The organism is Streptomyces sp. NBC_01390 (assembly GCF_045040105.1).
In the GTDB taxonomy this organism is placed as follows: domain Bacteria; phylum Actinomycetota; class Actinomycetes; order Streptomycetales; family Streptomycetaceae; genus Streptomyces.
The window spans coordinates 8307050-8329816 of the sequence record NZ_CP109551.1; the positions used below are offsets into that span (position 1 = coordinate 8307050).

Genomic DNA, 22767 nt, shown 5'->3' on the forward strand with positions numbered 1-22767 from the left:
CATTAGCCCGGTGAGGGGACGTACATGTTCCGCCCGGGAACGCCAGGAGCGAACATCAGGCGGGAACAAACCGGCGGTCAGTGGTGCTCGGTGCCGTGCAGCGGGAAGCCCGCGATCCCGCGCCACGCCAGTGAGGCCAGCAGCTGGACCGCCTGATCGCGCGGAACACTGCGGTCGCTGTGCAGCCAGGACCGCGCCACCACCTGGGAGAGTCCGCCCAGGCCGGAGGCCAGCAGCATCGATTCCGAGGGCGAGAGGCCGGTGTCCTCGGCGATGACCTCGGAGATCGCCTCCGCGCACTCGAACGTGACCTTGTCGACCCGCTCGCGCACCGCGGGCTCGTTCGTCAGGTCGGACTCGAAGACCAGGCGGAAGGCGCCGCCGTCGTCCTCCACATACGCGAAGTACGCGTCCATCGTCGCCCGGACGCGCTGCTTGTTGTCGGAGGTCGAGGCCAGGGCCGCGCGGACCGACTCGATCAGTGCTTCGCAGTGCTGGTCGAGCAGAGCGAGGTAGAGGTCGAGCTTGCCGGGGAAGTGCTGGTAGAGCACCGGCTTGCTGACCCCGGCCCGCTCGGCGATGTCGTCCATCGCGGCGGAGTGGTAGCCCTGCGCCACGAACACTTCCTGGGCGGCGCCCAGCAGCTGGTTCCGTCGGGCGCGACGCGGCAACCGCGTGCCCCGCGGGCGTGCCGCCTCAGTTTGCTCGATGGCTGTCACGCCGCCTCCCAATTTCGTCCACATGCGGTGAGCGCCGCGCCGCCATCGTACTTTTCGGTAACCCTGCTGTGCGCGGTACGAGCGCAGAAATTCCTCGACCGAGCGACTGTATGTTCCGGTCTATTTGCTCAAATAGCAATAAATCCGGTGTGGGGTGTGCGAGGTACGGGGTTTTGTGGCGGCTAGCGGTAGTCGTCCTCGTCGAGTTTCACGACTCGGGCCTGTTCCGCGAGGTCGGCCTCATTGGCGCGGTCGGTGTTCTCGCCGGTCAGTGGGGCGTCGTGCTGCGGGGTGACGTCCGTGCGCTGCTCGACGGCGTCGTCCGCGGGGGCTTCGACGTCGAACTCTGTGGCGTTGTCCTCGCCCTCGTAGTCCTCGTGGTCCTTCTTTTCGAAGGTCTCGGGGTCAGTGGGGTCGACGGCCATGGCGGGCTCCCTTCCCGGGGATACGGTTTTCCTGCGGGTGCCCAATTACGAGCCTAGGAGACTCGGGATCGGGACGCCAGGTGGTCGGACGGACAGAAGGTCAGGACAGAAGGTCAGGTGTTCGGGCCGTGGGAGACCGGCGCACCGGCCCTGTGATGCCGAACACACGAGCCACTGCGTGATCGTCTCGTAACATTGCCGCATGTCTTCGACCGAGCTGCCGTACGTGCCGGCCACCAATGTGCTCCCGAAGGTGGCGCCCGTCAGGGTCGCGGAGGGCGAGCGGCTGCGCTCGGTCGGTCTGCCGGGGATCACCCTGACCGTGCGTTCGCGGCCCCCCGCGCGCGAGGGACTGCCGCCCGCGCTGTACGTCCACGGCCTGGGCGGTTCCTCGCAGAACTGGTCGGCGCTGATGCCGCTGAACGACGAGCTCGTCGACAGCGAGGCGCTCGACCTGCCGGGCTTCGGCGACTCCCCGCCGCCGGACGACGGCGACTACTCGGTCACCGGGCACGCGCGTGCCGTCATCCGCTACCTCGACGCTTCCGGGCGTGGTCCCGTGCACCTCTTCGGCAACTCGCTGGGCGGCGCGGTGTCCACCCGTGTCGCGGCGGTGCGGCCCGACCTCGTGAGGACGCTCACCCTGGTCTCGCCCGCGCTGCCGGAGATCCGCGTGCAGCGCACCGCGGTTCCGACAGCACTGCTCGCCCTGCCCGGTGTGGCCGGTCTGTTCACCCGTATGACAAAGCAGTGGAGCGCCGAACAGCGCGTCCGCGGGGTCACGGCGCTCTGTTACGGGGACCCTGGGCAGGTGACGCCCGAGGGATTCCGCAACGCGGTCGAAGAGATGGAAAGGCGGCTCCAACTGCCGTACTTCTGGGATGCGATGACGCGTTCCGCGCGCGGGGTCGTGAACGCGTACACGCTGGGCGGTCAGCACGGGCTGTGGCGTCAGGCCGAGCGCGTGCTCGCCCCGACGCTTCTCATCTACGGCGGCCGGGACCAGCTCGTCTCCTACCGCATGGCCCAGCGCGCGGCGCGCGCGTTCCGTGACTCGCGGCTGCTCTCGCTGCCGGACGCCGGACATGTGGCGATGATGGAGTATCCGGAGACAGTGGCCTCGGCGTTCCGCGAACTGCTCGGTGATGCAGGTGAGTTGCCGGCGGATGCCGGTACTGTGGCAGCGAGGACGGTCGGCAGCCGGGTCGACGCCGCGAATGCGGGGAGCTGAGACGCGAGGTGGGACGTCACAGCCGCCGCGGGCGAACAGGCGGCAGCGCGAGTACGGGCGACACGGCGAACACCCCCGTGGGTCAACAGGGTCGACAGGACCAGCAGGGTCGGAAACCTCAACAGGGGCAGGGCCAGGGGCGACCGGGGCAAGGGGCGCCGCGGTTCGCCGACGGTACGCCCGCTCATGGGATGCCCCGTTTCCCTGTTCCTGACGGCACTCCCGCTCATGGCTTTCCACGCCTTCCCGACGGCGCCGCCGCGCGCGGGATGCCGCGTCCCTCGGACGGAACCCCCGCTCACGGCTTTCCCCGGGTGCGGGAGGGCGGACATCCCGAGCAGCGTGAATCCGGCGGCGGCTGGGGCGAGTTCGGTACCCGGGCAGGGGTCGGCCCAGCCATACCGCGTCAGCGTCCGGCGCCCGCGCCCGCGAACGGTTCCGGCCCCCGGCAGGCGTACGTCGACGCCTTCGCGGAAGTCGGCACATCAGGCGGCTCCGTCGCGGGTGGCGACGCCTTCGCGCCCCGCGCCCGGACACCGCACCCGGCCGACACGCCCACCCCGCCCGCCGAGGTGGCGGACAAGGGCAGGAGCGGCAAGGGGCGGGCGTTCACCGGGATCGCGGCTGCCGCCGTCACCACGGTGCTGGCGGTCGTCGTGGCCGGGCAGGTCACCCAGGGCCAGGACGACGACGGGGGCGTGCGGACCCAGACCGCGATCGGCTCGGGCCAGGACGTCCAGGGCTCCGGGGACTCCGCGGCGCGTAGCGACGGCCGCCCCGCCGCGTCCGACGCGCCGGCCGTGGAGGCGGCACTCACGTACGACCAGAAGATGGCCAAGAAGTACGCGCTCGGCGCGGCCCTCAAGGGCTCGGGGAAGTTCGACGCGATCCGCGGCTTCGCCAAGGCGCCGGGGACGGGGCAGAAGTACACGTACCGAGTGGACGTCGAACAGGGGCTCGGGCTCGACGGGGAACTGTTCGCGCAGGCCGTGCAGAAGACGCTCAACGACAAGCGGAGCTGGGCCCACAACGGCGGCCGTACGTTCGAGCGGATCTCCTCCGGCAAGCCCGACTTCGTGATCACCCTGGCGAGCCCGGGAACCACCGCCTTCTGGTGCGCGAAGTCCGGTCTCGACACCACCGAGGACAACGTGTCCTGCGACTCGGCCGCCACCGACCGCGTGATGATCAACGCCTACCGGTGGGCGCAGGGGTCCGTGACCTACGGCGACAAGATCTACCCGTACCGGCAGATGCTGATCAACCACGAGGTCGGTCATCGCCTCGGCTACGGGCATGTGACCTGTGACAAGGACGGCGACCTGGCCCCGGTCATGCAGCAGCAGACCAAGTTCCTCAACCACGACGGGATCCACTGCAGAGCCAATCCCTGGCCGTACCCGGGGAGTTGACGGGTGGGACGGCCGGAACGCGGTGGTGCGCTCCGGGCCACGTTGACACCGGTGGAAACATCGTTCATATTTTTGCGCATGTGGTCTAGTCATGTTGTCGAGCGCGCCGCCATCGAGCTGGCGCTGATCGGCGTGACCGCTCTCTGCGTGGCCGACATTCTCTGTCGCTGACGCCCGCCTTCGCTTCTTCGGCTTCCTGACCGGCAGTTCCCGCTGCCCGGTGGCCCGGCGTGCGCGTCGCGAGTTGCATGAGCTCTCACCTCTCACGAGTCGACGCCCGGGCGGATGCCTGTCCTTCTCCGTCTCATTCCTCGTCATTGCGTCTCATTAATTGAGACGTGTCGACGGGTCCGTCGACATATTCATCCGAGAGGTCGTCTTCCGATGCGCCAACCGTCCGTCAGATCGCGCCGCGTGGCAGCGGTGTCCGTCAGCCTGGTCCTGGCCGCGGGCGCCGCCGCGTGCGGCCCGAAGGACAACGATGCCAAGGGCGCGGGCAGCGGCGACTCCAAGCCGCAGAAGGGCGGCACGCTCACCGTCCTCAACTCCAATCCGCAGGACGACTTCGACCCCGCCCGGCTGTACACCTCCGGCGGCGGCAACGTCCCCTCGCTCGTCTTCCGCACGCTCACCACCCGCAACCGCGAGAGCGGGGCGGCCGGCGCGAAGGTCGTCCCCGACCTGGCCACCGACACCGGGCGCCCGAGCGAGAACGCGACCGTGTGGACGTACACCCTGAAGGAAGGGCTCAAGTACGAGGACGGCACGCCGATCACCAGCGCCGACATCAAATACGGCATCGAGCGCTCCTTCGCCCCCGAACTCTCCGGCGGCGCGCCCTACCTGAGGGACTGGCTGATCGGCGCCGCCGACTACCAGGGGCCCTACAGGGACAAGGGCAAGGGACTCGACGCGATCGGGACGCCGGACGCCCGCACGATCGTTTTCCACCTCAACAAGCCCGAGGGCGAGTTCCCCTACCTGGCCACGCAGACGCAGTTCACGCCGGTCCCGAAGGCCAAGGACACCGGCACGAAGTACGAGGAGCACCCGATCTCCTCGGGCCCGTACAAGGTCGTCAGCAACGAGGGCGACGGCGAGCGGCTGATCCTGGAGCGCAACACCTACTGGTCGGCGGCCACGGACGCGGAGCGCAAGGCGTACCCGGACAAGATCGACGTACGGTCCGGGCTCGACTCGTCGGTGATCAACCAGCGGCTGTCGGCGTCCCAAGGGGCGGACGCCGCGTCCGTCACCACGGACACCAACCTGGGCCCGGCCGAGCTCGCCAAGGTCTCCGGCGACAAGGAACTGGCCGCGCGCGTCGGCACCGGGCACTTCGGTTACATCAACTACATAGCGTTCAACCCGAAGATCAAGCCGTTCGACAACATCAAGGTGCGGGAGGCGATCTCGTACGCCGTCGACCGCACGAGCGTCATCAACGCGGCCGGCGGCTCGTCGCTCGCCGAGCCCGCCACCACCTATCTGCCGAACCAGAAGTCCTTCGGGTACACGCCGTACGACCACTTCCCGGCGGGTGCCTCCGGGGACCCGGCGAAGGCCAAGGAGGTGCTGAAGGAGGCCGGTTACCCGAACGGGCTGACCGTCACCCTGACCCACTCCAACGCCAAGGACTTCGAGACCAGCCCGGAGATCGCGACCGCCGTCCAGGACGCGCTCAAGAAGGCCGGCATCACGGTGAAGCTGGACGGGCTGGAGGACAACGACTACTCCGACACGATCCACGACGTGAACAAGGAGCCCGGGTTCTTCCTCGCCCACTGGGGCGCCGACTGGCCCTCCGGCGGCCCCTTCCTCGCCCCGATCTTCGACGGCCGGCAGATCGTCAAGGACGGCGCGAACTTCAACACCGGCTTCCTCAATGACAAGTCGGTCAACGCCGAGATCGACGCGATCAACAAGTTGACCGACCTTGACGCCGCCGCCAAGAGGTGGGGTGCGCTGGACGAGAAGATCGGCGAGCAGGCCCTCACCGTGCCGCTGTTCCACCCCGTCTACAAGCGGCTGTACGGCAAGGACGTCAAGAACATCGTCATCAGCGACTGGACGGGTGTCCTGGACATCTCCCAGGTCTCGGTGAAGTGACGACACCGTGAGCGAGGTCCTTCTCGCCTCCCAGGCCGCCGGGACGGGTACGACACCCGTCCCGGCGGCCTCCGGGGCCCATCAGTTCTGGCGGCGGCTGCGGGCGCAGCGCGCCGCCCTCGTCGCGGCGGCCGTCGTCGCGCTGCTCGTCCTGGTCGCGCTCGCCGCGCCGCTGCTCACGGCGATCGCCGGCCAGGACCCGACCACCTACCACCCCGCCCTTGTCGACTCCGCGCGCGGGGGCGTCCCGATCGGTTCCCTCGGCGGGATCAGCGGCGACCACTGGCTCGGCGTCGAACCGCAGACGGGGCGCGACCTGTTCGCCCGTCTCGTCTACGGGGCCCGCGTCTCGCTGGGCGTCGCGCTCGCGGCGACCGTCGTCCAGGTGTTGATCGGCGTCGTGGTCGGCATCGCGTCCGCCCTCGGCAGCCGCTGGGTCGATCAACTGCTGAGCCGTCTCACCGATGTCATCATCGCGCTGCCGCTCATGATCATGTCGTTGGCCCTGCTGGCCATCGTGCCCAGCAGCTTCCCGCGGCCCGTTCTCGTCGCCCTCGTCATCGGGCTGATCGGCTGGGGCGGGATCGCGAAGATCGTGCGCGCCCAGACGCTCACCCTCAAACAGCTCGACCATGTGGCCGCGGCCCGGCTCAGCGGCTGGGGCTCCTGGCGGATCGCCCGCCGCGAACTCCTGCCCGGCCTCGCCGCGTCCGTCATCACCTACGCCGCGCTCCTCGCCCCGTCGAACATCACCGTCGAGGCCGCCCTGTCCTTCCTCGGCGTCGGTGTGAAGCCGCCGACGCCCTCCTGGGGGCAGATGATCACCGCCGCCGACGTCTGGTACCAGGCGGCACCGCAGTACCTGCTGCTGCCCGCGGGCGCCCTCTTCGTGACCGTCCTCGCCCTCACCGTCCTCGGCGACGGCATCCGCACCGCCCTCGACCCGCGCGCGGCCTCACGCCTGCGCATCGGCACGGGCCGCAGGCGCGAGGCCCGGGTCGTCGCGGAGAAGAACGCCGACGCCACGGCGCCGAAGAACGGAGCCGACGCATGAACCTCTCCGGTTTCGGCGGCTTCGTCGCACGCCGGGTCGTCGGCGCGGTCGTCACCCTCCTCGCCATCTCGGTCATCATCTACGTCGTCTTCTACGTCGCCCCCGGCAACGTCGCCCAGATCACCTGCGGCCCGCGCTGCTCCCCGGCGCAGGTGCACCAGGTCGCCGAGCAACTGCGCCTCGACGACCCGCTGTACCTGCGCTACTGGCACTTCCTCGAGGGCGTCTTCGCCGGTCAGGACTACTCGACCGGTACGTCCGTCCAGCACTGCTCGGCGCCCTGCCTCGGCCTCTCCTACCAGAGTGACCAGCAGGTCACCGAGCTGATCCTGGCGAAACTGCCGGTCACCGGCTCGCTCGCGCTCGGCGCGATGGTGCTGTGGCTGCTCATCGGCGTCGGCACCGGAGTGCTCTCGGCCTGGCGGCGCGGCCGGCTCACCGAGCGCCTGCTGACCGGGCTCACGCTGGCCGGCACGGCCACGCCCGTCTTCGTCATCGGCCTGATCCTGATGATCGTTGTTTGTGGCCAGCTGGAGCTGCTGCCGTTCCCGCAGTACGTGCCCTTCGGGGACGATCCCGAACAGTGGGCCTGGAACCTGCTGCTGCCCTGGCTGTCGCTCGCCCTCATCGAATCCGCCAAGTACGCCCGGCTGACCAGGGCGTCGATGCTGGAGACACTCGCCGAGGACCACGTACGCACCTTCCGCGCGTACGGCGTCGGGGAGCGGTCCATCGTCGGGCGGCACGCGCTGCGCGGTGCGGTGGCGCCGCTGATCGCCCTGAGCGCCACGGACTTCGGATCGATGTTCGGCGGCGCGGTGCTCACCGAGACGCTCTTCGGGCTGCCCGGTATCGGACAGGAGCTCGTCGACGCGGTCAAGGTGGTCGACCTGCCGGTGGTCGTCGGCATGGTCCTGGTCACCGGATTCTTCGTGGTCATCGCCAACGCCGTCGCGGATGTGCTGTACGCGGTGGCCGACCGACGGGTGGTGCTCGTATGAGCTTGGACAAGGCCTCAATTGAGGCCGAGGTGGAGAGCGCGGAAAGCCAGGCTCTCGTCGAGGTCGACGGTCTGACGGTCGCCTTCGGCTCCCTGCTCGCCGTGGACGGGCTGTCGTTCCGGCTGGCGAAGGGTGCCGCGCTCGGCCTCGTCGGCGAGTCCGGTTCGGGCAAGTCGACGGTCGCGTCCGCCCTGCTGGGGCTGCACCGCGGTACGGGAGCGGAGGTCGGCGGCACGGTCCGCGTCGCCGGAACCGACGTACAGCGGGCTTCCGAGGGCGAGCTGCGGCGGCTGCGCGGGGCGAAGGCGGCGATGGTCTTCCAGGACCCGCTGTCCTCTCTCGACCCGTACTACGCGGTGGGCGACCAGATCGCCGAGGTGTACCGGGTGCACACGAAGGCGTCCCGGCGGGCGGCACGCGCGCGTGCCGTCGACGTACTGGACCGAGTCGGAATTCCCGACGCGGTACGGCGGGTCCGGTCCCGGCCGCACGAGTTCAGCGGCGGGATGCGCCAGCGCGCGCTGATCGCCATGGCGCTCGCCTGCGAGCCCGAACTGCTGATCGCCGACGAACCCACGACCGCGCTGGACGTCACCGTCCAGGCCCAGATCCTCGACCTGCTGCACACCCTGCGCGAGGAGACCGGTATGGGACTCCTGCTCGTCACGCACGACGTGGGGGTGGCGGCGGAGAGCGTCGACGACGTGCTGGTGATGCGGCACGGGCGCGCCGTCGAGCACGGCCAGGTCGCCGCCGTTCTGGGGGCACCCGCAGAGGCGTACACGCGTGAACTGCTCGCTGCGGTACCGCGCGTGGACGTGAGACGGGTCCCCCAGGACGCCTCCGACGCCCACGAGGTGGTGTTGGAGGCCGCCGGCCTGCGGCGCGAGTTCGGGCGCGGGAAACGGGCGTTCGCGGCCGTGGACGACGTGTCGCTGACCGTGCGCAGGGGCGAGACCCTCGGGATCGTCGGCGAGAGCGGCAGCGGCAAGACGACCCTCGGACGGATGCTGGTCGGGCTGCTGGAGCCGACGGCCGGCGAGGTGCGCTACGAGGGGCGCGTGCGGTCCGGGGCCGGCCCGGCCGTGCAGATGGTGTTCCAGGACCCGGTCTCCTCCCTCAATCCCCGCCGGAGTGTGGGCGAGTCGATCGCCGACCCGCTGCGGGCACGCGGCGAGAAGGACGAGAGCCGCGTCCGTGGGCGCGTGGGGGAGCTGCTGGCGCGGGTGGGGCTCGACCCGGCGCACTACGACCGCTATCCGCACGAGTTCAGCGGGGGTCAACGCCAACGCGTGGGCATCGCCCGGGCACTGGCCGCCGAACCGCGCGTCATCGTCTGCGACGAGCCGGTCTCGGCGCTCGACGTCACGACCCAGGCCCAGGTGGTCGCCCTGCTCGGCGAGTTGCAGCGCGAACTCGGCCTCGCGCTGGTGTTCGTCGCCCACGATCTCGCGGTCGTACGCCAGGTCAGCGACCGCGTCGCGGTGATGCGGCGGGGCCGGATCGTCGAGTCGGGGCCCGCCGACGAGGTGTACGACAATCCGAGAGACCCGTACACCCGGCAGCTGCTGGCCGCCGTACCCGCTCTCGACCCGGAGATCGCTGCCCGGCGGCGCGCCGCCCGCCAGGAGTTGACGCCCGCCTGACCATACGGGTGTTCGTCACCAGTGGTGCGCGAATGATCTCTTAGCGCGACGGAACGCGATCCGCGCGGGAAAGTTACGACCGTTCACCCCTTTTGGTGGTGTGACGGACAACCGTCCGTCGCACCACCGTCATGTCCGCATACGTTCGTCCCGCTGCGAGCCGCCGGGTCAACGGCGGCTCCCCACAAGGGAGATCGGGGGTGTGCTCGTGCGCATCGGACTGCTGACGGAGGGTGGCTATCCGTATGTGAGCGGTGACGCCAGACTCTGGTGCGACCGGCTCGTGCGCGGGCTCGGCGGACACGAGTTCGACATCTATGCGCTCAGCCGCAGTGAGCGGCAGGAGGACGAGGGCTGGATCGAACTGCCGTCGCAGGTCAGCCGGGTAAGGACCGCGCCGCTGTGGACGGCCGAGGACGACGGGGTGGTGTACGGCCGCCGCGCCCGCCGCCGGTTCGCCGAGGCCTACGGCGAGTTGGCCGCCGCGCTGTGCGGCGGGCCCGACACGGGGAAGGCGCCGGACGGATCGGTCTCGTCCACCGCTGAGGCGGACCGTTTCGGCAGCGCGCTGTACGGGCTCGCCGAACTCGCCCGGGACGAGGGCGGACTAGTGGGAGCGCTCCGCTCCGAAGGCGCCGTACGCGCCCTTGAGCGCGCCTGTCGCGCGCCCGGCGCCCTGGGAGCGGCGCGCGAGGCGCGCGTCCCGGACCTGCTCACCGTGGCCGCGCAACTGGAACGCGCTCTGCGCCCCCTCTCGCTCGACTGGTACGAGGACGACGGGCTCGGCTCGGTCGACCTCTGCCATGCCGCGGCCGGCGGCCCGGCGGCACTCCCCGGACTGCTCGCCCACCACTTCTCCGGGGTACCCCTCCTGGTCACCGAGTACGGAGTCCCGCTGAGGGCGCACTACCTGGCCTCGGGCGCCGACGACCAAGCCCCGGCCGTACGGTCCCTGCTCGCGGCCTTCCACGGCAGGCTGGCCTCGGAGGTCTACCGGCGGGCCGAGCTCGTCACTCCCGGCAACACGCACACCCGCCGCTGGCAGGAGAGATGCGGGGCCGACCGGGAGAAGCTGCGGACCGTGTACCCGGGCATGGACGCGTCCCACTTCGCGGAAGTGGGCGAGTCGCCGGAGACCGCGGACCCCGACACGCTGATCTGGGTCGGCCGTATCGAGCCCGCCAAGGACCTGGTCTCTCTCCTGCACGCCTTCGCGGAGGTCCGCAAGGAGGAGCCGAAGACCCGTCTGCGCATCATCGGCGCGGCCACGGGAGCCGAGAGCGAGGCGTATCTCGGTCACTGCCGGGCGATGGCAGCGCAGCTCTTCCCCGACGAGGCCGAGGGCATGCACGCCGTCGGCGACAACCCGGTGTCGTTCGAGGAGATCGGCGGCCCCGAGGCGCCGACCCTCGCGGAGGCGTACGGGGCGGGCGCGGTCGTCGTCCTGTCGAGCGTCGTCGAGGGCTTCCCGATCAGCCTGGTCGAGGCCATGTTCTGCGGCCGGGCGACCGTGTCGACGGACGTGGGCGCGGTCGTCGAGATCATCGGCGGAACGGGGCTCGTGGTGCCCCCGCGCAACCCGAGGGCGCTCGCGGAGGCGTGCGTGGCGCTGCTGCGCGACCCGGCGCGCCGCGAACGCCTGGGCGCCGCCGCCCGCGCCCGTGCCCTCGAACTGTTCACCGTCGAGCAGAACGTCGAGGCATTTCACGGCATTTACCTGGAGGTCGTCGCGCGCTGTCCCGTCAGCAGAGTTGTCCTCGACCACGTCGGCGAGCCGCTCCCGTTCGCCGTCCCGGCGGAGGCCCACGTCCCCGGCCGCTGGACGCAGGCCGGCATAGGCGTGGTGGCCCGGGGCGGGCCCAGCTGGGCGACAGGACACGCTTCCGCACCGGTACAGGCGACCCCCGTGCCGGCCGGGGAGGGCGTGCGATGAGCGAGCTGGGAGAACTGGACCGCCCCGGGACACCGGACAGCCCCGGAGGCTGGGACGAGCACTCGGAGGAGTGGCTCATGAGCGCCGCCGAGACGAACGTCAACGTAGGGGAGACGCAGGAGCACACACAGACGACCCCACCCGCCGCCCGTGCCGCGCGCCGAGGCACCGGAGACCCCGTGAAGGCGCTCATGCACCGACACCGTGAGCTGTGCGAGCGGGCGGTGGATCCCCTGGAGATCGCCGCCGGCCTGGAGGCCCACGGCATGACGGACCGGACGGCCGCCCGCTTCCGCCACCGGGACGTGTTCTCGCTGGCCGAGGAGTTGTACGCCCGCGTCTCCAGGGATACGGAAACGGCACCGCGGCCCACCTCGACGCCCGCACCCCGAGTCCGGGCCGACTGGGTCCTGCTCTCCCTGCTGCCGGGCGCCCTGTGCGCGGCGACGGTGACAGGCATGCACCTCACCGGGGGCCGGGTCCGGCCAGCCGTGGCGACGCTGGGCGCCCTGGCCGTGGCACTCGCCGTACGCGCCGCACTGGGCCGGGGGCCACTGGGCCCGAGGTCCCACCCGGCGCCCCCCGGCACCTACGGGAGCCACACCCCGGCCTCCACGCGCGTGTGGACCTACTGGCTCCTCGCGTACGCCCTCCTGGGGAACGACCTGCTCACCGCCGCGCTGACGGGCGGTCCCGGCGGATTCCCGACGGCCGTCCGGGACCTGTCCACCGCCCCTGTGCTGGCCCTCACGCTGGCCTGTGCGCCGGCGGCCTGGTGTGCCCACCTCTTCGCGGCGGGAGCCCGTCGCAAGCTGGCCGTCAGCCGCGGCCTGGCGGACTTCACCGCAGCCGTGAAACCCCTCCTCCTGGGCGCTCTCGCCCTGTTCGTCTGCGCGTCGGCGGCGCTCGTCGCGGCCTCCGCGACGGTCCTGCGCGAACCGGCGGCCTACACCACGACGGTCACCCTCGGCGCCCTGCTCCTGCTGGCCCGCCTCCTCACGGCACACGGCTTCACCCACGCCCCGGCAGTGGTCCTCGGCGCGGCCGCCGTGACGGAGGCGGCGGCCCTGGCCACCGCCCTCGCGTCGCACCTGCCCGGATGCGCCTTCCTGGCCGCCCCGGTGGACGCGGTCGTGGCCGCCTGGAGTCCGGCAGACATCCCGGCCGCGACCTGCGCGGGGGCCGCCCTGGTCCTCCTGCTCCATGCCACCCGCACGCTGACCAAGGCGTCGGCGCACGCGACGCCGGGTGAGGCCGGATGACGTCCAGGACCACGACCACGGCAGGCGCCCGCTTCCGCGACGCCCGGCCCTCCACCACGAACGACACCCGCAATTCCCGAAGGAGTACGCCGATGATCACCTCCCGACTTGGAGCCGGAGAATCCGCCGAGGGAGCCGTCCGATGAGGGTTCTGCTGATCGGAGCCAACGGCTACCTCGGCCGCTTCGTCGCCGACCGACTGCTCGCCGACCCGGCCGTGCAGCTCACCGCCCTGGGCCGCGGCGACGACGCCGACGTCCGGTTCGACCTCGCGTCCGGCAGCCCCGGCGCGCTCACCCGCTTCCTCGACGCCGTCCACCCCGGAGTGGTCGTCAACTGCGCGGGGGCCACCCGAGGCGGGGCCCGCGAACTCACCCGGCACAACACGGTCGCCGTCGCCACTGTCTGCGAGGCACTGCGGCGCAGCGGCTGCGGCGCCCGCCTGGTCCAGCTCGGCTGCGGCGCCGAGTACGGCCCCAGCCAGCCCGGTTCCTCCACGGCCGAGGACGCCGTCCCCCGCCCCGGCGGCCCGTACGGCGTCAGCAAACTCGCCGCCACCGAACTGGTCCTGGGATCCGGTCTCGACGCCGTCGTCCTGCGCGTCTTCTCGCCGGCCGGGCCCGGTACGCCCGCCGGCTCACCGCTCGGTCGCCTCGCCGAGGCGATGCGGCGCGCGATGCAGTCCGGCGACGGCGAACTCAAGCTCGGCGGCCTGGGCGCGCAGCGCGACTTCATCGACGTACGGGACGTGGCACGAGCCGTCCACGCCGCGTCCCTCTCGGCCGCCCAGGGCGTCATCAACATCGGCTCCGGCCGCGCCGTGCGCCTGCGGGAAGCCGCGTCCGTCCTCGCCCGGGTGGCCGGGTACGGCGGCGCGCTGCACGAACTCGACGGCCCGCCCGGCCCCCTGCGGGCGTCCATCGGCCACCCCCGCCCCGACCCGGACCACGCGCCCCCGGCCGCGTACCCGTACCCGGACGGCTGCGGCAGCTGGCAGCAGGCCGATGTCCGCACCGCACGCGACCGGCTCGGCTGGCGTCCCCGGATCAATCTGGAGGAGTCCCTCGCCGACATCTGGATGGAGGCGGCATGCCGCATCTGACCAGTGCCAGGGCGGGCACCGCGAGCACCGGGGTACGCACAGGCTTCGGCATCCCGGGCTTCGCGCATCCCCTCGTCGCGCCGACCGAGTGGGGTGAACTCGTCCGCCCGGGCACACCCCTGCACTGGGTCGTCCTCAACGTCGCCGACGGCCCGGGAAGCCGCCCCGATCCGCACTGTCTGGAGGCCGTCGGCCGCCTGCGCAACGCGGGTGTCCGTGTCCTCGGTCACCTCGACACGGCTCACGGGGCCCGCACACACGGTGAGCTGAGCGCCGAGGCGCAGCGCTACCGGGACTGGTACAAGGCGGACGGTTTCCTCCTGGACCGCTGCCCGAACGACCGCGCCGCGCTCCCGGAGATCCGCCGCACGGTCGGCACGCTCCGTGCGGCGGACGGCGACACGCACATCGTCCTGGGCCACGGCACCCATCCGCATCCGGCCTATGCCGAGCACGCCGACCAGCTCGTCACGTTCTCCGGCCACTGGAGCGACTACCGCTGGTCGCAGGTCGCCGAGTGGACCGCCGACCATCCGCCCGAGCGTTTCTGTCACTTCGTGCACGGACTGCCGTTCGGCCATCTCAACGAGGCGCTGCGCATCGCCCGCTGGCAGGGCGCGGCCACGATCTACTTCACCGACCGCACGGACCGCGGTGGCCGCAGCGACCCCTGGGAGACCATGCCCGGCTACTGGGACGACATCGTCTCGCGCCTTGGAACGGGTGTCTCGGAATGAAGAAGGGCGTGGCAGTGTTACGGGGAGAACAACTGTAGTGATTGACCGACCAACGGAGTCCCCGTGTCGCTGCCACCCCTGGTTGAGCCCGCTGCCGAGCTCACCGTAGACGAGGTCCGCAGGTACTCCCGCCACCTGATCATCCCCGATGTCGGGATGGACGGGCAGAAGCGGCTGAAGAACGCCAAGGTGCTCTGTGTGGGCGCCGGTGGCCTGGGTTCGCCGGCGCTGATGTACCTGGCCGCCGCGGGCGTGGGCACGCTCGGCATCGTGGAGTTCGACGAGGTGGACGAGTCGAACCTGCAGCGCCAGATCATCCACAGCCAGGCGGACATCGGCCGCTCCAAGGCCGCGTCGGCCCGCGACTCGGTGCTCGGCATCAACCCGTACGTCAACGTGGTCCTTCACGAAGAGCGGCTCGAAGCCGAGAACGTGATGGAGATCTTCAGCCAGTACGACCTGATCGTCGACGGCACGGACAACTTCGCGACCCGCTACCTGGTCAACGACGCGTGTGTGCTGCTGAACAAGCCGTACGTGTGGGGTTCGATCTACCGCTTCGACGGCCAGGCCTCCGTCTTCTGGTCCGAGCACGGCCCCTGCTACCGCTGCCTCTACCCGGAGCCCCCGCCCCCCGGCATGGTTCCCTCCTGCGCCGAGGGCGGCGTCCTGGGCGTGCTGTGCGCGTCCATCGGTTCCATCCAGGTCAACGAGGCCATCAAGCTCCTCGCGGGCATCGGCGAGCCCCTCGTCGGCCGGCTGATGATCTACGACGCCCTGGAGATGCAGTACCGCCAGGTCAAGGTCCGCAAGGACCCCGACTGCGCGGTCTGCGGTGAGAACCCGACCGTCACCGAGCTCATCGACTACGAGGCCTTCTGCGGTGTCGTGTCCGAGGAGGCCCAGCAGGCGGCGGCCGGCGCGACGATCACTCCCAAGCAGCTCAAGGAGTGGATCGACGACGGCGAGAACATCGAGATCATCGACGTCCGCGAGATCAACGAGTACGAGATCGTCTCGATCCCCGGCGCCAAGCTGATCCCGAAGAACGAGTTCCTCATGGGCACCGCCCTGGCGACCCTCCCGCAGGACAAGAAGATCGTCCTGCACTGCAAGACGGGTGTCCGCAGTGCGGAAGTCCTCGCGGTCCTGAAGTCCGCCGGCTTCTCGGACGCGGTCCACGTCGGCGGCGGTGTGATCGGCTGGGTCAACCAGATCGAGCCGCACAAGCCGGTGTACTGACCCGCTGTTCACCGTCCTGCTCGGCCGGCGGGGGTCTCGCGCACCACAGGTGCCCGGGGCCCCCGCCGCCGTCATGAACAGACCTTGCCGTCCCGCGGCACCGTCCCGTCCAGCAGATACGCGTTCACCGTGGAGTCGACACAGTCGCTCCCACTGCCGTACGCCCCGTGACCCTCGCCCTGCCACGTCAGCACCACGCCGACGCCCTTGCCGAGCTCGTCCGCCATCTTGCGCGTGCCCTCGTACGGAGTCGCCGGGTCCCCGGTGTTGCCGACCACCAGGACGGGTGCCGCGCCGGGCGCGGCGGCCTCCGGGGTGTCGTACTGACCGGCCACCGGCCAGTCGTGGCACCAGCCGGCCGTGTCCCAGCCCATGTAGTCCCCGAACACGGGCGAGATCTTCCGGAATTCGGGCAGCAGTTTCCTGGTCTGCGCCGTGGTCGGCCGCTGCTTGTCGTCCAAGCACGATATGACTCGTTGGGAGTGCGTCGTCGTGCCGTAGTGGCCTGACGCGTCACGGTCGTTGTAGCCGTCGGCGAGCGACAGCAGGTCCGATCCGTCCCCCTGTTCGGCTGTTTCCAAGGCGCTGGTCAGGGCCGGCCAGCTCTGCTTGCTGTAGAGCGGTACGAGGACTCCGAGGACCGCCAGGCCCTGGGTCAGCTTTCGGTCCGAGGACGTGGGCAGCGGCTCGGCGTCGATCCGTTTCAGCAGGGCCGAGATCTTCCGTGAACCCTGGTCCGGGTCCTGGCCCGTCGACTTCAGGTAGTCGTCGAGGGCGCGCTGGAAGCCGCGGGCCTGGTTCTTCGCGTGTCCCACCGTGTCGGCGCTCGGGTCGACGACGGCGTCGAGGACCAGTCGCCCCACGTTCTTCGGGAACAAGTGGGCGTACACACCGCCGAGTTCGGTGCCGTACGAAATGCCGAAGTAGTGCGTCTTGGCGTCGCCGAGTACCTGCCGCATCAGGTCCATGTCGCGGGCGGAGTCGGTCGTCGAGACGTGCTCGACAAGGCTTCCGGCGGCCTTCGCGCAGCCCTTGCCGAAGTCGGCCGCGTCCTTGAAATATGCCTGCTCCTCGGCCGCGTCGTCCGGCGTCGGGTCCACCGACTCGGCGGCCTGGATCTCCTTGTCACCGCGACAGCGCACACCTTCGCTGGCCCCTACTCCGCGAGGGTCCCAGCTCACCAGGTCGTAGCGCTTGCGGAGTTCGGACACCGTGCCGGCGTACGAGGGCATCACGGAGATGCCCGACTGGCCGGGTCCGCCGAAGTTGAACAGGAGGGACCCGATGCGGCTGCCTCCGGTGGCCTTGGCCCGGATGAGTGCGAGGCCGATGGTCTTGCCGTCCGGCTTCGCGTAGTCCAGCGGCACCTTGAGCGTCGCGCACTGCCAGTCGCCGCCCGGTGTGGGGGAGTCCGACGTGCCTTCGCAGCGGCCCCAGTCGGGCTTCTGCGAGGTCAGCGAGGCCGGTAGTCCGGGCGAGGCGCGCGACGAGGACGTGGCCGACGGTGGCGTGGCGGCGCCGGACCCCTTGCCGTCATCGCTGTCGGATGCGCCGCTGCTGCAGCCGGCCACCAGCAGCGCGGCGGCGGCAGCGGCCGTCCAGCGTACGAAACGAGGCATGTGCACTCCCCCCTGCGAGCCTCCGCTCGGATCAGCGGATGGCGGTCCGGCCATAGTAGGCGGATCACGCCAAGGCCGTATGAGCCTGTGGATAACCTTCTGACCTGCACTTTCCTAGGCGCATACGGTCCCGGTCGGGGGAGTCTTCCCGTCCAGCAGGTATCCGTTGACCGCCTTGAGCACACATCGGTTCCCGCTGTCGTACGCGCCGTGCCCCTGCCCCTTGTACGTCAGCTCGACGCCCACGCCCGCGCCCAGCGCCCTCACCATTTTCCGGGCGCCCTCGTACGGCGTGGCCGGGTCGCCGGTGTTGCCGATGACGAGGATCGGCGCCGACCCCTTCGCGCTGACGCCGGGGTGGTCGGCTGTGCCCGGTACCGCCCAGTCGGTGCAGCTGACCATGGACCAGGCCATGAAGTCGCCGAACAGGGGCGATGCGGCGCGGAACTCCGGCAGCCTCGCCTCGACGTCCGCGACGGTGTAGCGCGGTTTCGCGTCCGAGCAGTTGATGGAGATGTTCGCCGCGGTGATGTTGCTGTACTCGCCGTTCCGGTTGCGCCCGTTCATCGAGTCGGAGAGCAGCATCAGAACCGTGCCGTCACCGTCGTACGCCTGTTCAAGGCCATCGGTGAGGTAGGGCCAGAATTCCTGGGAGTACAGCGCCTGCGCGATGCCGTTGGCCGCCGCGCTCTGGGTCAGCTCGCGCGGGAAGATACCTGGGATCGGCTTGGCGTCGAGCTCCTTGAGCAGCTTCGTGATCCGGTCCTCGACGTCCTGTGCGGTGTCGCCGACCGGGCAGTCCTCGGTCTTGGACGTGCAGTTCTCGGCGAAGTTGCCGAGCGCGAGCTGGAAGCCCTTGGCCTGCCCGAGCGAGCCCTGTTCAGGTGTCTGGGTCGGGTCGACGACCGCGTCGAAGACGGCTCGGCCCAGCTTTTTGGGGAACAGGTGTGCGTAGACGCCGCCGAGTTCGGTGCCGTACGAGATGCCGAAGTAGTGCAGCTTGTCGTCGCCGAGCACCTGGCGCATCAGATCCATGTCGCGGGCCGCTTCGGTGGTGCGGACATGCGGGAGCACCCTTTTGGAGTGCTTCTCGCAGGCCGCGTTGAACTTCCGGGTGCTGTCCAGCAGTTCGGCACGTTCGGCGGCGTCGTCGGGCGTCGCGTCCTGCTGGAAGTACACGTCGAGCTGCTCACTGTCCTCGCATCGCACGCCCGCGCTGCGGCCGACCCCGCGAGGGTCGAAACTCACCAGGTCGTACCGCGTGCGCAGGGTCGCGTAGTCCGTGCCGAACGAGGGGAGCGCGCCGACTCCCGAGCCACCGGGCCCGCCGAAGTTGAAGATCAGCGACCCGATGCGTCTGCTCGCTCCGCCGCTCGCCCTGGCCCGGATCAGCGCGATCCCGATCGTCTCGCCTTTCGGCTCGGCCCAGTCCAGCGGTGCCTTCATGGTGGCGCACTGCCAGTCGTCGCCCCCCGGAAGCGGCGACGGCGCATCACCGCCTCCCTCCGACTCGGACGGCGCCGGGCAGTCCCGCCAACTCAGCTTCTGGGCCGACAAGCCCTCGTCCGTGGTGCCGGAATCGTCGCTGCACCCCGCCATCAGGGACGACAGCAGAAGGGCGGTGACCGTCAGAGCAGCGGCACGCGGCCGGAAGGGGTGGGGCATGCCCCCATCCTGCGGTCGTAGCCGGTGGCGCGCTCGGGGCACGAGCCGTACGAGGTACCGCGCCCGCGCGGAGATGAACCGGCATGGGGCGGGTTCTCTACAGGGAGCCCTTCCGGGTCAGGTGATTGAAGAACAGCCAGCCCGGGAGCACCGGGATCCAGAGGGTCAGCAGCCGGTAGAGCAGCACGGCCGGGGCGGCGACCTCCTTGGGGAGGCCGACGGCGATCAGACCGACGGTCAGGGTCGCCTCGACCGCGCCCACACCACCGGGGGTGGGCGCCGCTGAGCCCAACGCGTTGCCGGCGAGGAAGACGACGGCGACGCTGGCGAGGCTGAGCGAGGTCGACTCGTCACCGAACGCGCGGATCGACGCGTCCAGGCACATCACGAAGCACGCGGTCAGCAGCAGCATGCCGCCGATACCCGTGACCAGCTTCTGGGGCCGCTGGAGAACGTCCAGCATGCGCGGTACGACACCGGCGAACAGCGACCTCACACGCGTGACGACGAATTTCCGCAGGAACGGCACCGAGGTCACCACGAGGACGAGCACCGCGACCGTCAGCAGGCCCGCGATGACCGTCCGGGACGGCGACAGGGACGGCGTCTTCTCGGTGCCCGTCAGATAGCCGAACGACAGCAGCATCAGGATGTGGCAGCCGAGCCCGAACAACTGCGACGCGCCGACACTGGCCACGGCGAGCCCGGGCCGCACGCCCGCGCGCTGCAGGAAACGTGTGTTGAGGGCGACACCGCCCACCGCCGCGGGCGCGACGATCTTCACGAAGGATCCGGCGACCTGCGCGGCCACGGTCCGCATGAACGGCACCCGCTCCGGGACGAACCCGAGCAGACTCATCGCCGCGGCGAAGTAACTCAGCGCCGAGAACAGGACGGCCGCGATGACCCAGCCCCACTCGGCGTTGTCGATCAGTGTGGCGAACTCGATGTGGGTGAGCTGGGAGAGGAGGAAGTAGGCGCCGAACGCGCCCGCGATGAAACTGATCAGGGTTCGCGGTCTCACCCGTTCCAGCCGGGCCGGCTCGACCGGTGCCTGCGGTCTGATCAACAGCACCTGGTGGCGGATCTGGGTGAGCAGATCCTCCTCGCGGGCCCCTTCCAGAGCCTCGTCGATGGCCCGCTTCTCGGCCTGCTTCTCCGCGCGTACTGCCTTCTTGTCGGGCTTTTCCAGGACAACGGGCCCGGTGTCCGTGTGGTGGGCCGCCTCCAACCGGTCATGCTTGGCCTGCAGGGACGCCTCCAGGACCGCCTCGCGCTGACGCTGGGCACGCTCGCGGGCGAGTTTGCGCAGCGTCGCGCGCGTGGAGCGCGACAGCGCGATGGGCTGGAGCATCGGCAGACAGTCCGCCACCGCGTCCGGGCCGAGCACGCCGACCGCGGACGCCACCGCGCGTTCGGCGCCCACACGCAGGCCCAGCGTCGACACCAGCTGGGCGATGTCCATGCGCAGCAACAGGTCCCCGGCCGCGATCTCGCCGACCCGGAGGTCGGTGAGGATCACCTTGCCGGAACGATCCACCAGAATCGCCTCGCCGACGAGCCTGCGATGCGCGATGCGCCGCGACTGCAGGGCCTTCACCTGGTGCCAGGTGTTGCGCAGCAGCTCGTCGGTGATGTCCTCGTCGGCCAGGGAGTCGAGCGTGTGACCACCGGTGTGCTCGTAGACGAGCATCACGGCGTCGGGGCCGAGCTCCGAGGTCGCGATCAGTTTGGGAGCGTTGGCCCCGGCGGCGATCGCCGCGTACGCGAGGAGAGCCTCCTGCTCCAGTGCCTGGCGCAGCGACTGGAGGCTGCTGCGGGTGGCGAGGCCGCGCAACGTGATGTTGCGCCACACGCGGTAGAAGAAGTGCTGCGCCTGTTGCTCGCGGTCGACCACGGTGACGTCCAGCGGGGGGCCGTCCTCCAGGGTGACGAAGTAGCGCCGGCCGCGGTCACCGCTGTCCGTCGTCTCCGGCACCTCCTCACGGGCCGCGCTCACCGGGCGGAAGCCGACGTGCCGCAGGCCCGCCATCAGGTTGCGCCCGGTAGGACGCACGTTCGGTGAGCCGACCGCGTACAGCGTCCCGTACGCCACCGACCAGCCGATCAGCACCGTCAGGATGATCGAGAACGGTGTCGTGTAGCCGGTGACCAGCATCGAGAAGGCGTCGAGCAGCAGCACCACCCACAGCACGGCGCGCCAGCGCGGCCGACGGGACATGCCGACGGCCGTCATGTACGCGATGACCGGCGCGAGGTAGCCGTGCACCGGGTCGGTGAGGGCGTGGATGTCGCCGGGGGAGGGCTGGGTCAGCGCCTCCTGGATGGAGCCGGGGGCGGCCTTGGCGACCCACAGGTCGGTGGCGAGGGTCACCCCGTGCGCGAGGACCGCCGCGAGGACACCGTCGGCGATGCGCAGCCCGTCCCGCTTGATCAGCCGCTCGATCGCGAAGGCGACCGGCACCAGCAGGATCGCGATGCTCGACGCCAGACCCGCGATCTTGATCAGCAGGTCGGGCGCCTGGCCGGTGCCCTTGTTGATGTCCTGTTCGAGTCCCGAGGTGGTGCCGTGCGCGAACGCGGCGATCGCGAGCAGGACGACGATCGCGACGACGCCCGCCAGGAGCCGCATGAGGTCGGAGGGGCGGTGCACGCGCGCGGGGAGCAGCGGTTCGTCGCCCTCGACCTCCTCGGCCCGGGCGTCGTCGTCCACGCAGTCGGCGGTCGCCTTGGCCGGTGTCTGCCCGTGTTCGTGGCCGGTGCCGTCCGCGTCGGGGCGCGACGAGACCTCAGAGGTGTCCTCCGCGCCTTCGGGGTGCGCGCCCTGCTGCTTCATGGTCTCTTCTTGGTCTCGTATCACCGGTCACCGCCCGCACGATGGTGGCATGCCCCACTGACACGGAGGGGCATCAGGGTGCGGTGCGGGGGCGCACAGTCTGCCGCAAGCTCCGCTCCGGGGCGAGAGACACCCACAGTGGCCGCCTCGTCACATTGTCGGTGGGGTGGGGCAGGATGGGCCGGATGAGCGACGAGAGCCTTCCGGCGGACGCCCTGCCGGAGTACGCCGAGCGGGCCCTGGAGGCCGCTGAGCTGATCCCGCCCGGGCGTGTCATGACGTACGGCGATGTGGCCGAGTGGCTGGAGGAGGGCGGCCCGCGCCAGGTCGGGCGGGTGATGGCCCTTTACGGAGGGGCTGTGCCCTGGTGGCGGGTCGTCCGTGCCGACGGTGTCCTGCTCCCGGGCCACGAACTGGCGGCCCTCGACCACTACCGCGCGGAGGGCACGCCCCTGAAGGAGGCGAGCAGGGCCGACGAAGGGCATCTGCCGCGCCTCGACATGAGACGGGCACGGTGGGACGGCGGCGAGCGGGCGGACGGTCACACCTGACAGCTTCCGCCATCGGGCGGGCATCAGGGGGACCTGTGGCCCGTACGGGGTAAACCGGGCACGTCCGTGCCATGGCGTACGTTCGTGGGGCGAGGGGCCCGGGTGACGCCCGGGGCGGGAGGGAACAAGCGGAAGCCCTGCTTCCGAACCGACTGTCGGCGTACCGTCGGCAACACCCACCCCCCTCAACCCCCGGCCACCGTTCTCCACGCGGTCAGCCAAC

Annotated in this window: 18 protein-coding genes; 13 read left to right on the forward strand and 5 right to left on the reverse strand. The window is 70.6% G+C overall.

The features are described from left to right. Positions 1–77: 77 nt before the first annotated feature. Both OG241_RS37520 and OG241_RS37525 read right to left on the reverse strand, forming a co-directional pair. A complete protein-coding gene (locus OG241_RS37520; protein WP_405821884.1) occupies positions 78–719 on the reverse strand; it encodes a TetR/AcrR family transcriptional regulator in 642 nt (213 codons plus the stop codon). Between the two features lie 182 nt (positions 720–901). Further along, entirely contained in the window at positions 902–1144 is a 243-nt protein-coding gene (locus tag OG241_RS37525; RefSeq protein WP_405821885.1) for a hypothetical protein, read from the reverse strand. Between the two features lie 202 nt (positions 1145–1346). Between OG241_RS37525 and OG241_RS37530 the strand changes: the two genes are divergently transcribed. The 12 genes from OG241_RS37530 (at position 1347) to moeZ (ending at position 15873) form a co-directional block, all read left to right on the forward strand. Beyond that, positions 1347–2375 (forward strand): alpha/beta fold hydrolase, encoded by a 1029-nt coding sequence (locus tag OG241_RS37530; protein WP_405821887.1) that lies wholly within the window; start codon positions 1347–1349, stop codon positions 2373–2375. An 8-nt stretch (positions 2376–2383) separates the two neighbouring features. After that, entirely contained in the window at positions 2384–3787 is a 1404-nt protein-coding gene (locus OG241_RS37535; protein WP_405821888.1) for a DUF3152 domain-containing protein, read from the forward strand. A 78-nt stretch (positions 3788–3865) separates the two neighbouring features. Then, entirely contained in the window at positions 3866–3958 is a 93-nt protein-coding gene (locus OG241_RS37540) for an Ms4533A family Cys-rich leader peptide (RefSeq protein WP_319092113.1), read from the forward strand. A gap of 213 nt (positions 3959–4171) precedes the next feature. Then, positions 4172–5896 carry an ABC transporter substrate-binding protein gene (locus tag OG241_RS37545; protein WP_405821890.1) on the forward strand — a complete coding sequence of 575 codons (1725 nt, stop codon included), beginning with the start codon at positions 4172–4174 and terminating at the stop codon, positions 5894–5896. Positions 5897–5903: 7 nt separating this feature from the next. Beyond that, positions 5904–6950, forward strand: a complete 1047-nt coding sequence (locus OG241_RS37550) for an ABC transporter permease (protein WP_405821892.1) — start codon at positions 5904–5906, stop codon at positions 6948–6950. After that, positions 6947–7951, forward strand: a complete 1005-nt coding sequence (locus tag OG241_RS37555; RefSeq protein WP_405821894.1) for an ABC transporter permease — start codon at positions 6947–6949, stop codon at positions 7949–7951. Before OG241_RS37550 ends, OG241_RS37555 begins: the two co-directional genes overlap by 4 nt. Beyond that, positions 7948–9597, forward strand: a complete 1650-nt coding sequence (locus OG241_RS37560) for a dipeptide ABC transporter ATP-binding protein (protein ID WP_405821896.1) — start codon at positions 7948–7950, stop codon at positions 9595–9597. Before OG241_RS37555 ends, OG241_RS37560 begins: the two co-directional genes overlap by 4 nt. Positions 9598–9805: 208 nt before the next feature. After that, positions 9806–11530 carry a DUF3492 domain-containing protein gene (locus OG241_RS37565; RefSeq protein ID WP_405826661.1) on the forward strand — a complete coding sequence of 575 codons (1725 nt, stop codon included), beginning with the start codon at positions 9806–9808 and terminating at the stop codon, positions 11528–11530. Further along, positions 11527–12792 carry a hypothetical protein gene (locus OG241_RS37570; RefSeq protein ID WP_405821898.1) on the forward strand — a complete coding sequence of 422 codons (1266 nt, stop codon included), beginning with the start codon at positions 11527–11529 and terminating at the stop codon, positions 12790–12792. Before OG241_RS37565 ends, OG241_RS37570 begins: the two co-directional genes overlap by 4 nt. Positions 12793–12934: 142 nt before the next feature. After that, complete coding sequence (locus OG241_RS37575) at positions 12935–13894, forward strand: NAD-dependent epimerase/dehydratase family protein (RefSeq protein WP_405821900.1); 960 nt, start codon at positions 12935–12937, stop codon at positions 13892–13894. After that, the gene (locus OG241_RS37580) at positions 13882–14631 is read left to right on the forward strand and encodes a spherulation-specific family 4 protein (RefSeq protein WP_405821902.1); all 750 of its coding nucleotides are present in this window, start codon (positions 13882–13884) and stop codon (positions 14629–14631) included. The genes OG241_RS37575 and OG241_RS37580 overlap by 13 nt, the downstream gene beginning before the upstream one ends. Before the next feature lie 63 nt (positions 14632–14694). Then, positions 14695–15873: an adenylyltransferase/sulfurtransferase MoeZ gene (gene moeZ / locus OG241_RS37585; RefSeq protein ID WP_405821904.1), complete on the forward strand. Its 1179-nt coding sequence runs from the start codon at positions 14695–14697 to the stop codon at positions 15871–15873. Between the two features lie 71 nt (positions 15874–15944). Here the strand turns inward: moeZ and OG241_RS37590 are convergent, their stop codons facing one another. The 3 genes from OG241_RS37590 to OG241_RS37600 form a co-directional block, all read right to left on the reverse strand. Then, a complete protein-coding gene (locus OG241_RS37590) occupies positions 15945–17492 on the reverse strand; it encodes an alpha/beta hydrolase (RefSeq protein ID WP_405821906.1) in 1548 nt (515 codons plus the stop codon). 114 nt (positions 17493–17606) lie between these two features. Further along, on the reverse strand, positions 17607–19157 hold the full coding sequence (locus tag OG241_RS37595) for an alpha/beta hydrolase (RefSeq protein WP_405821908.1): 1551 nt from the start codon (positions 19155–19157) through the stop codon (positions 17607–17609). A 97-nt stretch (positions 19158–19254) separates the two neighbouring features. Further along, positions 19255–21993 carry a lysylphosphatidylglycerol synthase domain-containing protein gene (locus OG241_RS37600; protein ID WP_405821910.1) on the reverse strand — a complete coding sequence of 913 codons (2739 nt, stop codon included), beginning with the start codon at positions 21991–21993 and terminating at the stop codon, positions 19255–19257. A 185-nt stretch (positions 21994–22178) separates the two neighbouring features. On the opposite strand from OG241_RS37600, the gene OG241_RS37605 reads away from it, so the two are divergent. Beyond that, positions 22179–22544 (forward strand): MGMT family protein, encoded by a 366-nt coding sequence (locus OG241_RS37605; RefSeq protein WP_405821912.1) that lies wholly within the window; start codon positions 22179–22181, stop codon positions 22542–22544. The last annotated feature ends 223 nt before the right edge of the window (positions 22545–22767 follow it).

Bases quoted from the DNA above. Each gene is read 5' to 3' on its own strand.
- OG241_RS37570 (WP_405821898.1), top strand. From the start codon at position 11,527: ATGAGCGAGCTGGGAGAACTGGACCGCCCCGGGACACCGGACAGCCCC.
- OG241_RS37560 (WP_405821896.1), top strand. From the start codon at position 7,948: ATGAGCTTGGACAAGGCCTCAATTGAGGCCGAGGTGGAGAGCGCGGAA.
- OG241_RS37600 (WP_405821910.1), bottom strand. From the start codon at position 21,993: ATGAAGCAGCAGGGCGCGCACCCCGAAGGCGCGGAGGACACCTCTGAG.
- OG241_RS37590 (WP_405821906.1), bottom strand. From the start codon at position 17,492: ATGCCTCGTTTCGTACGCTGGACGGCCGCTGCCGCCGCCGCGCTGCTG.
- OG241_RS37540 (WP_319092113.1), top strand. From the start codon at position 3,866: ATGTGGTCTAGTCATGTTGTCGAGCGCGCCGCCATCGAGCTGGCGCTG.
- OG241_RS37580 (WP_405821902.1), top strand. From the start codon at position 13,882: ATGCCGCATCTGACCAGTGCCAGGGCGGGCACCGCGAGCACCGGGGTA.
- OG241_RS37595 (WP_405821908.1), bottom strand. From the start codon at position 19,157: ATGCCCCACCCCTTCCGGCCGCGTGCCGCTGCTCTGACGGTCACCGCC.
- OG241_RS37525 (WP_405821885.1), bottom strand. From the start codon at position 1,144: ATGGCCGTCGACCCCACTGACCCCGAGACCTTCGAAAAGAAGGACCAC.
- OG241_RS37575 (WP_405821900.1), top strand. From the start codon at position 12,935: ATGAGGGTTCTGCTGATCGGAGCCAACGGCTACCTCGGCCGCTTCGTC.
- OG241_RS37605 (WP_405821912.1), top strand. From the start codon at position 22,179: ATGAGCGACGAGAGCCTTCCGGCGGACGCCCTGCCGGAGTACGCCGAG.
- OG241_RS37555 (WP_405821894.1), top strand. From the start codon at position 6,947: ATGAACCTCTCCGGTTTCGGCGGCTTCGTCGCACGCCGGGTCGTCGGC.
- OG241_RS37530 (WP_405821887.1), top strand. From the start codon at position 1,347: ATGTCTTCGACCGAGCTGCCGTACGTGCCGGCCACCAATGTGCTCCCG.
- OG241_RS37545 (WP_405821890.1), top strand. From the start codon at position 4,172: ATGCGCCAACCGTCCGTCAGATCGCGCCGCGTGGCAGCGGTGTCCGTC.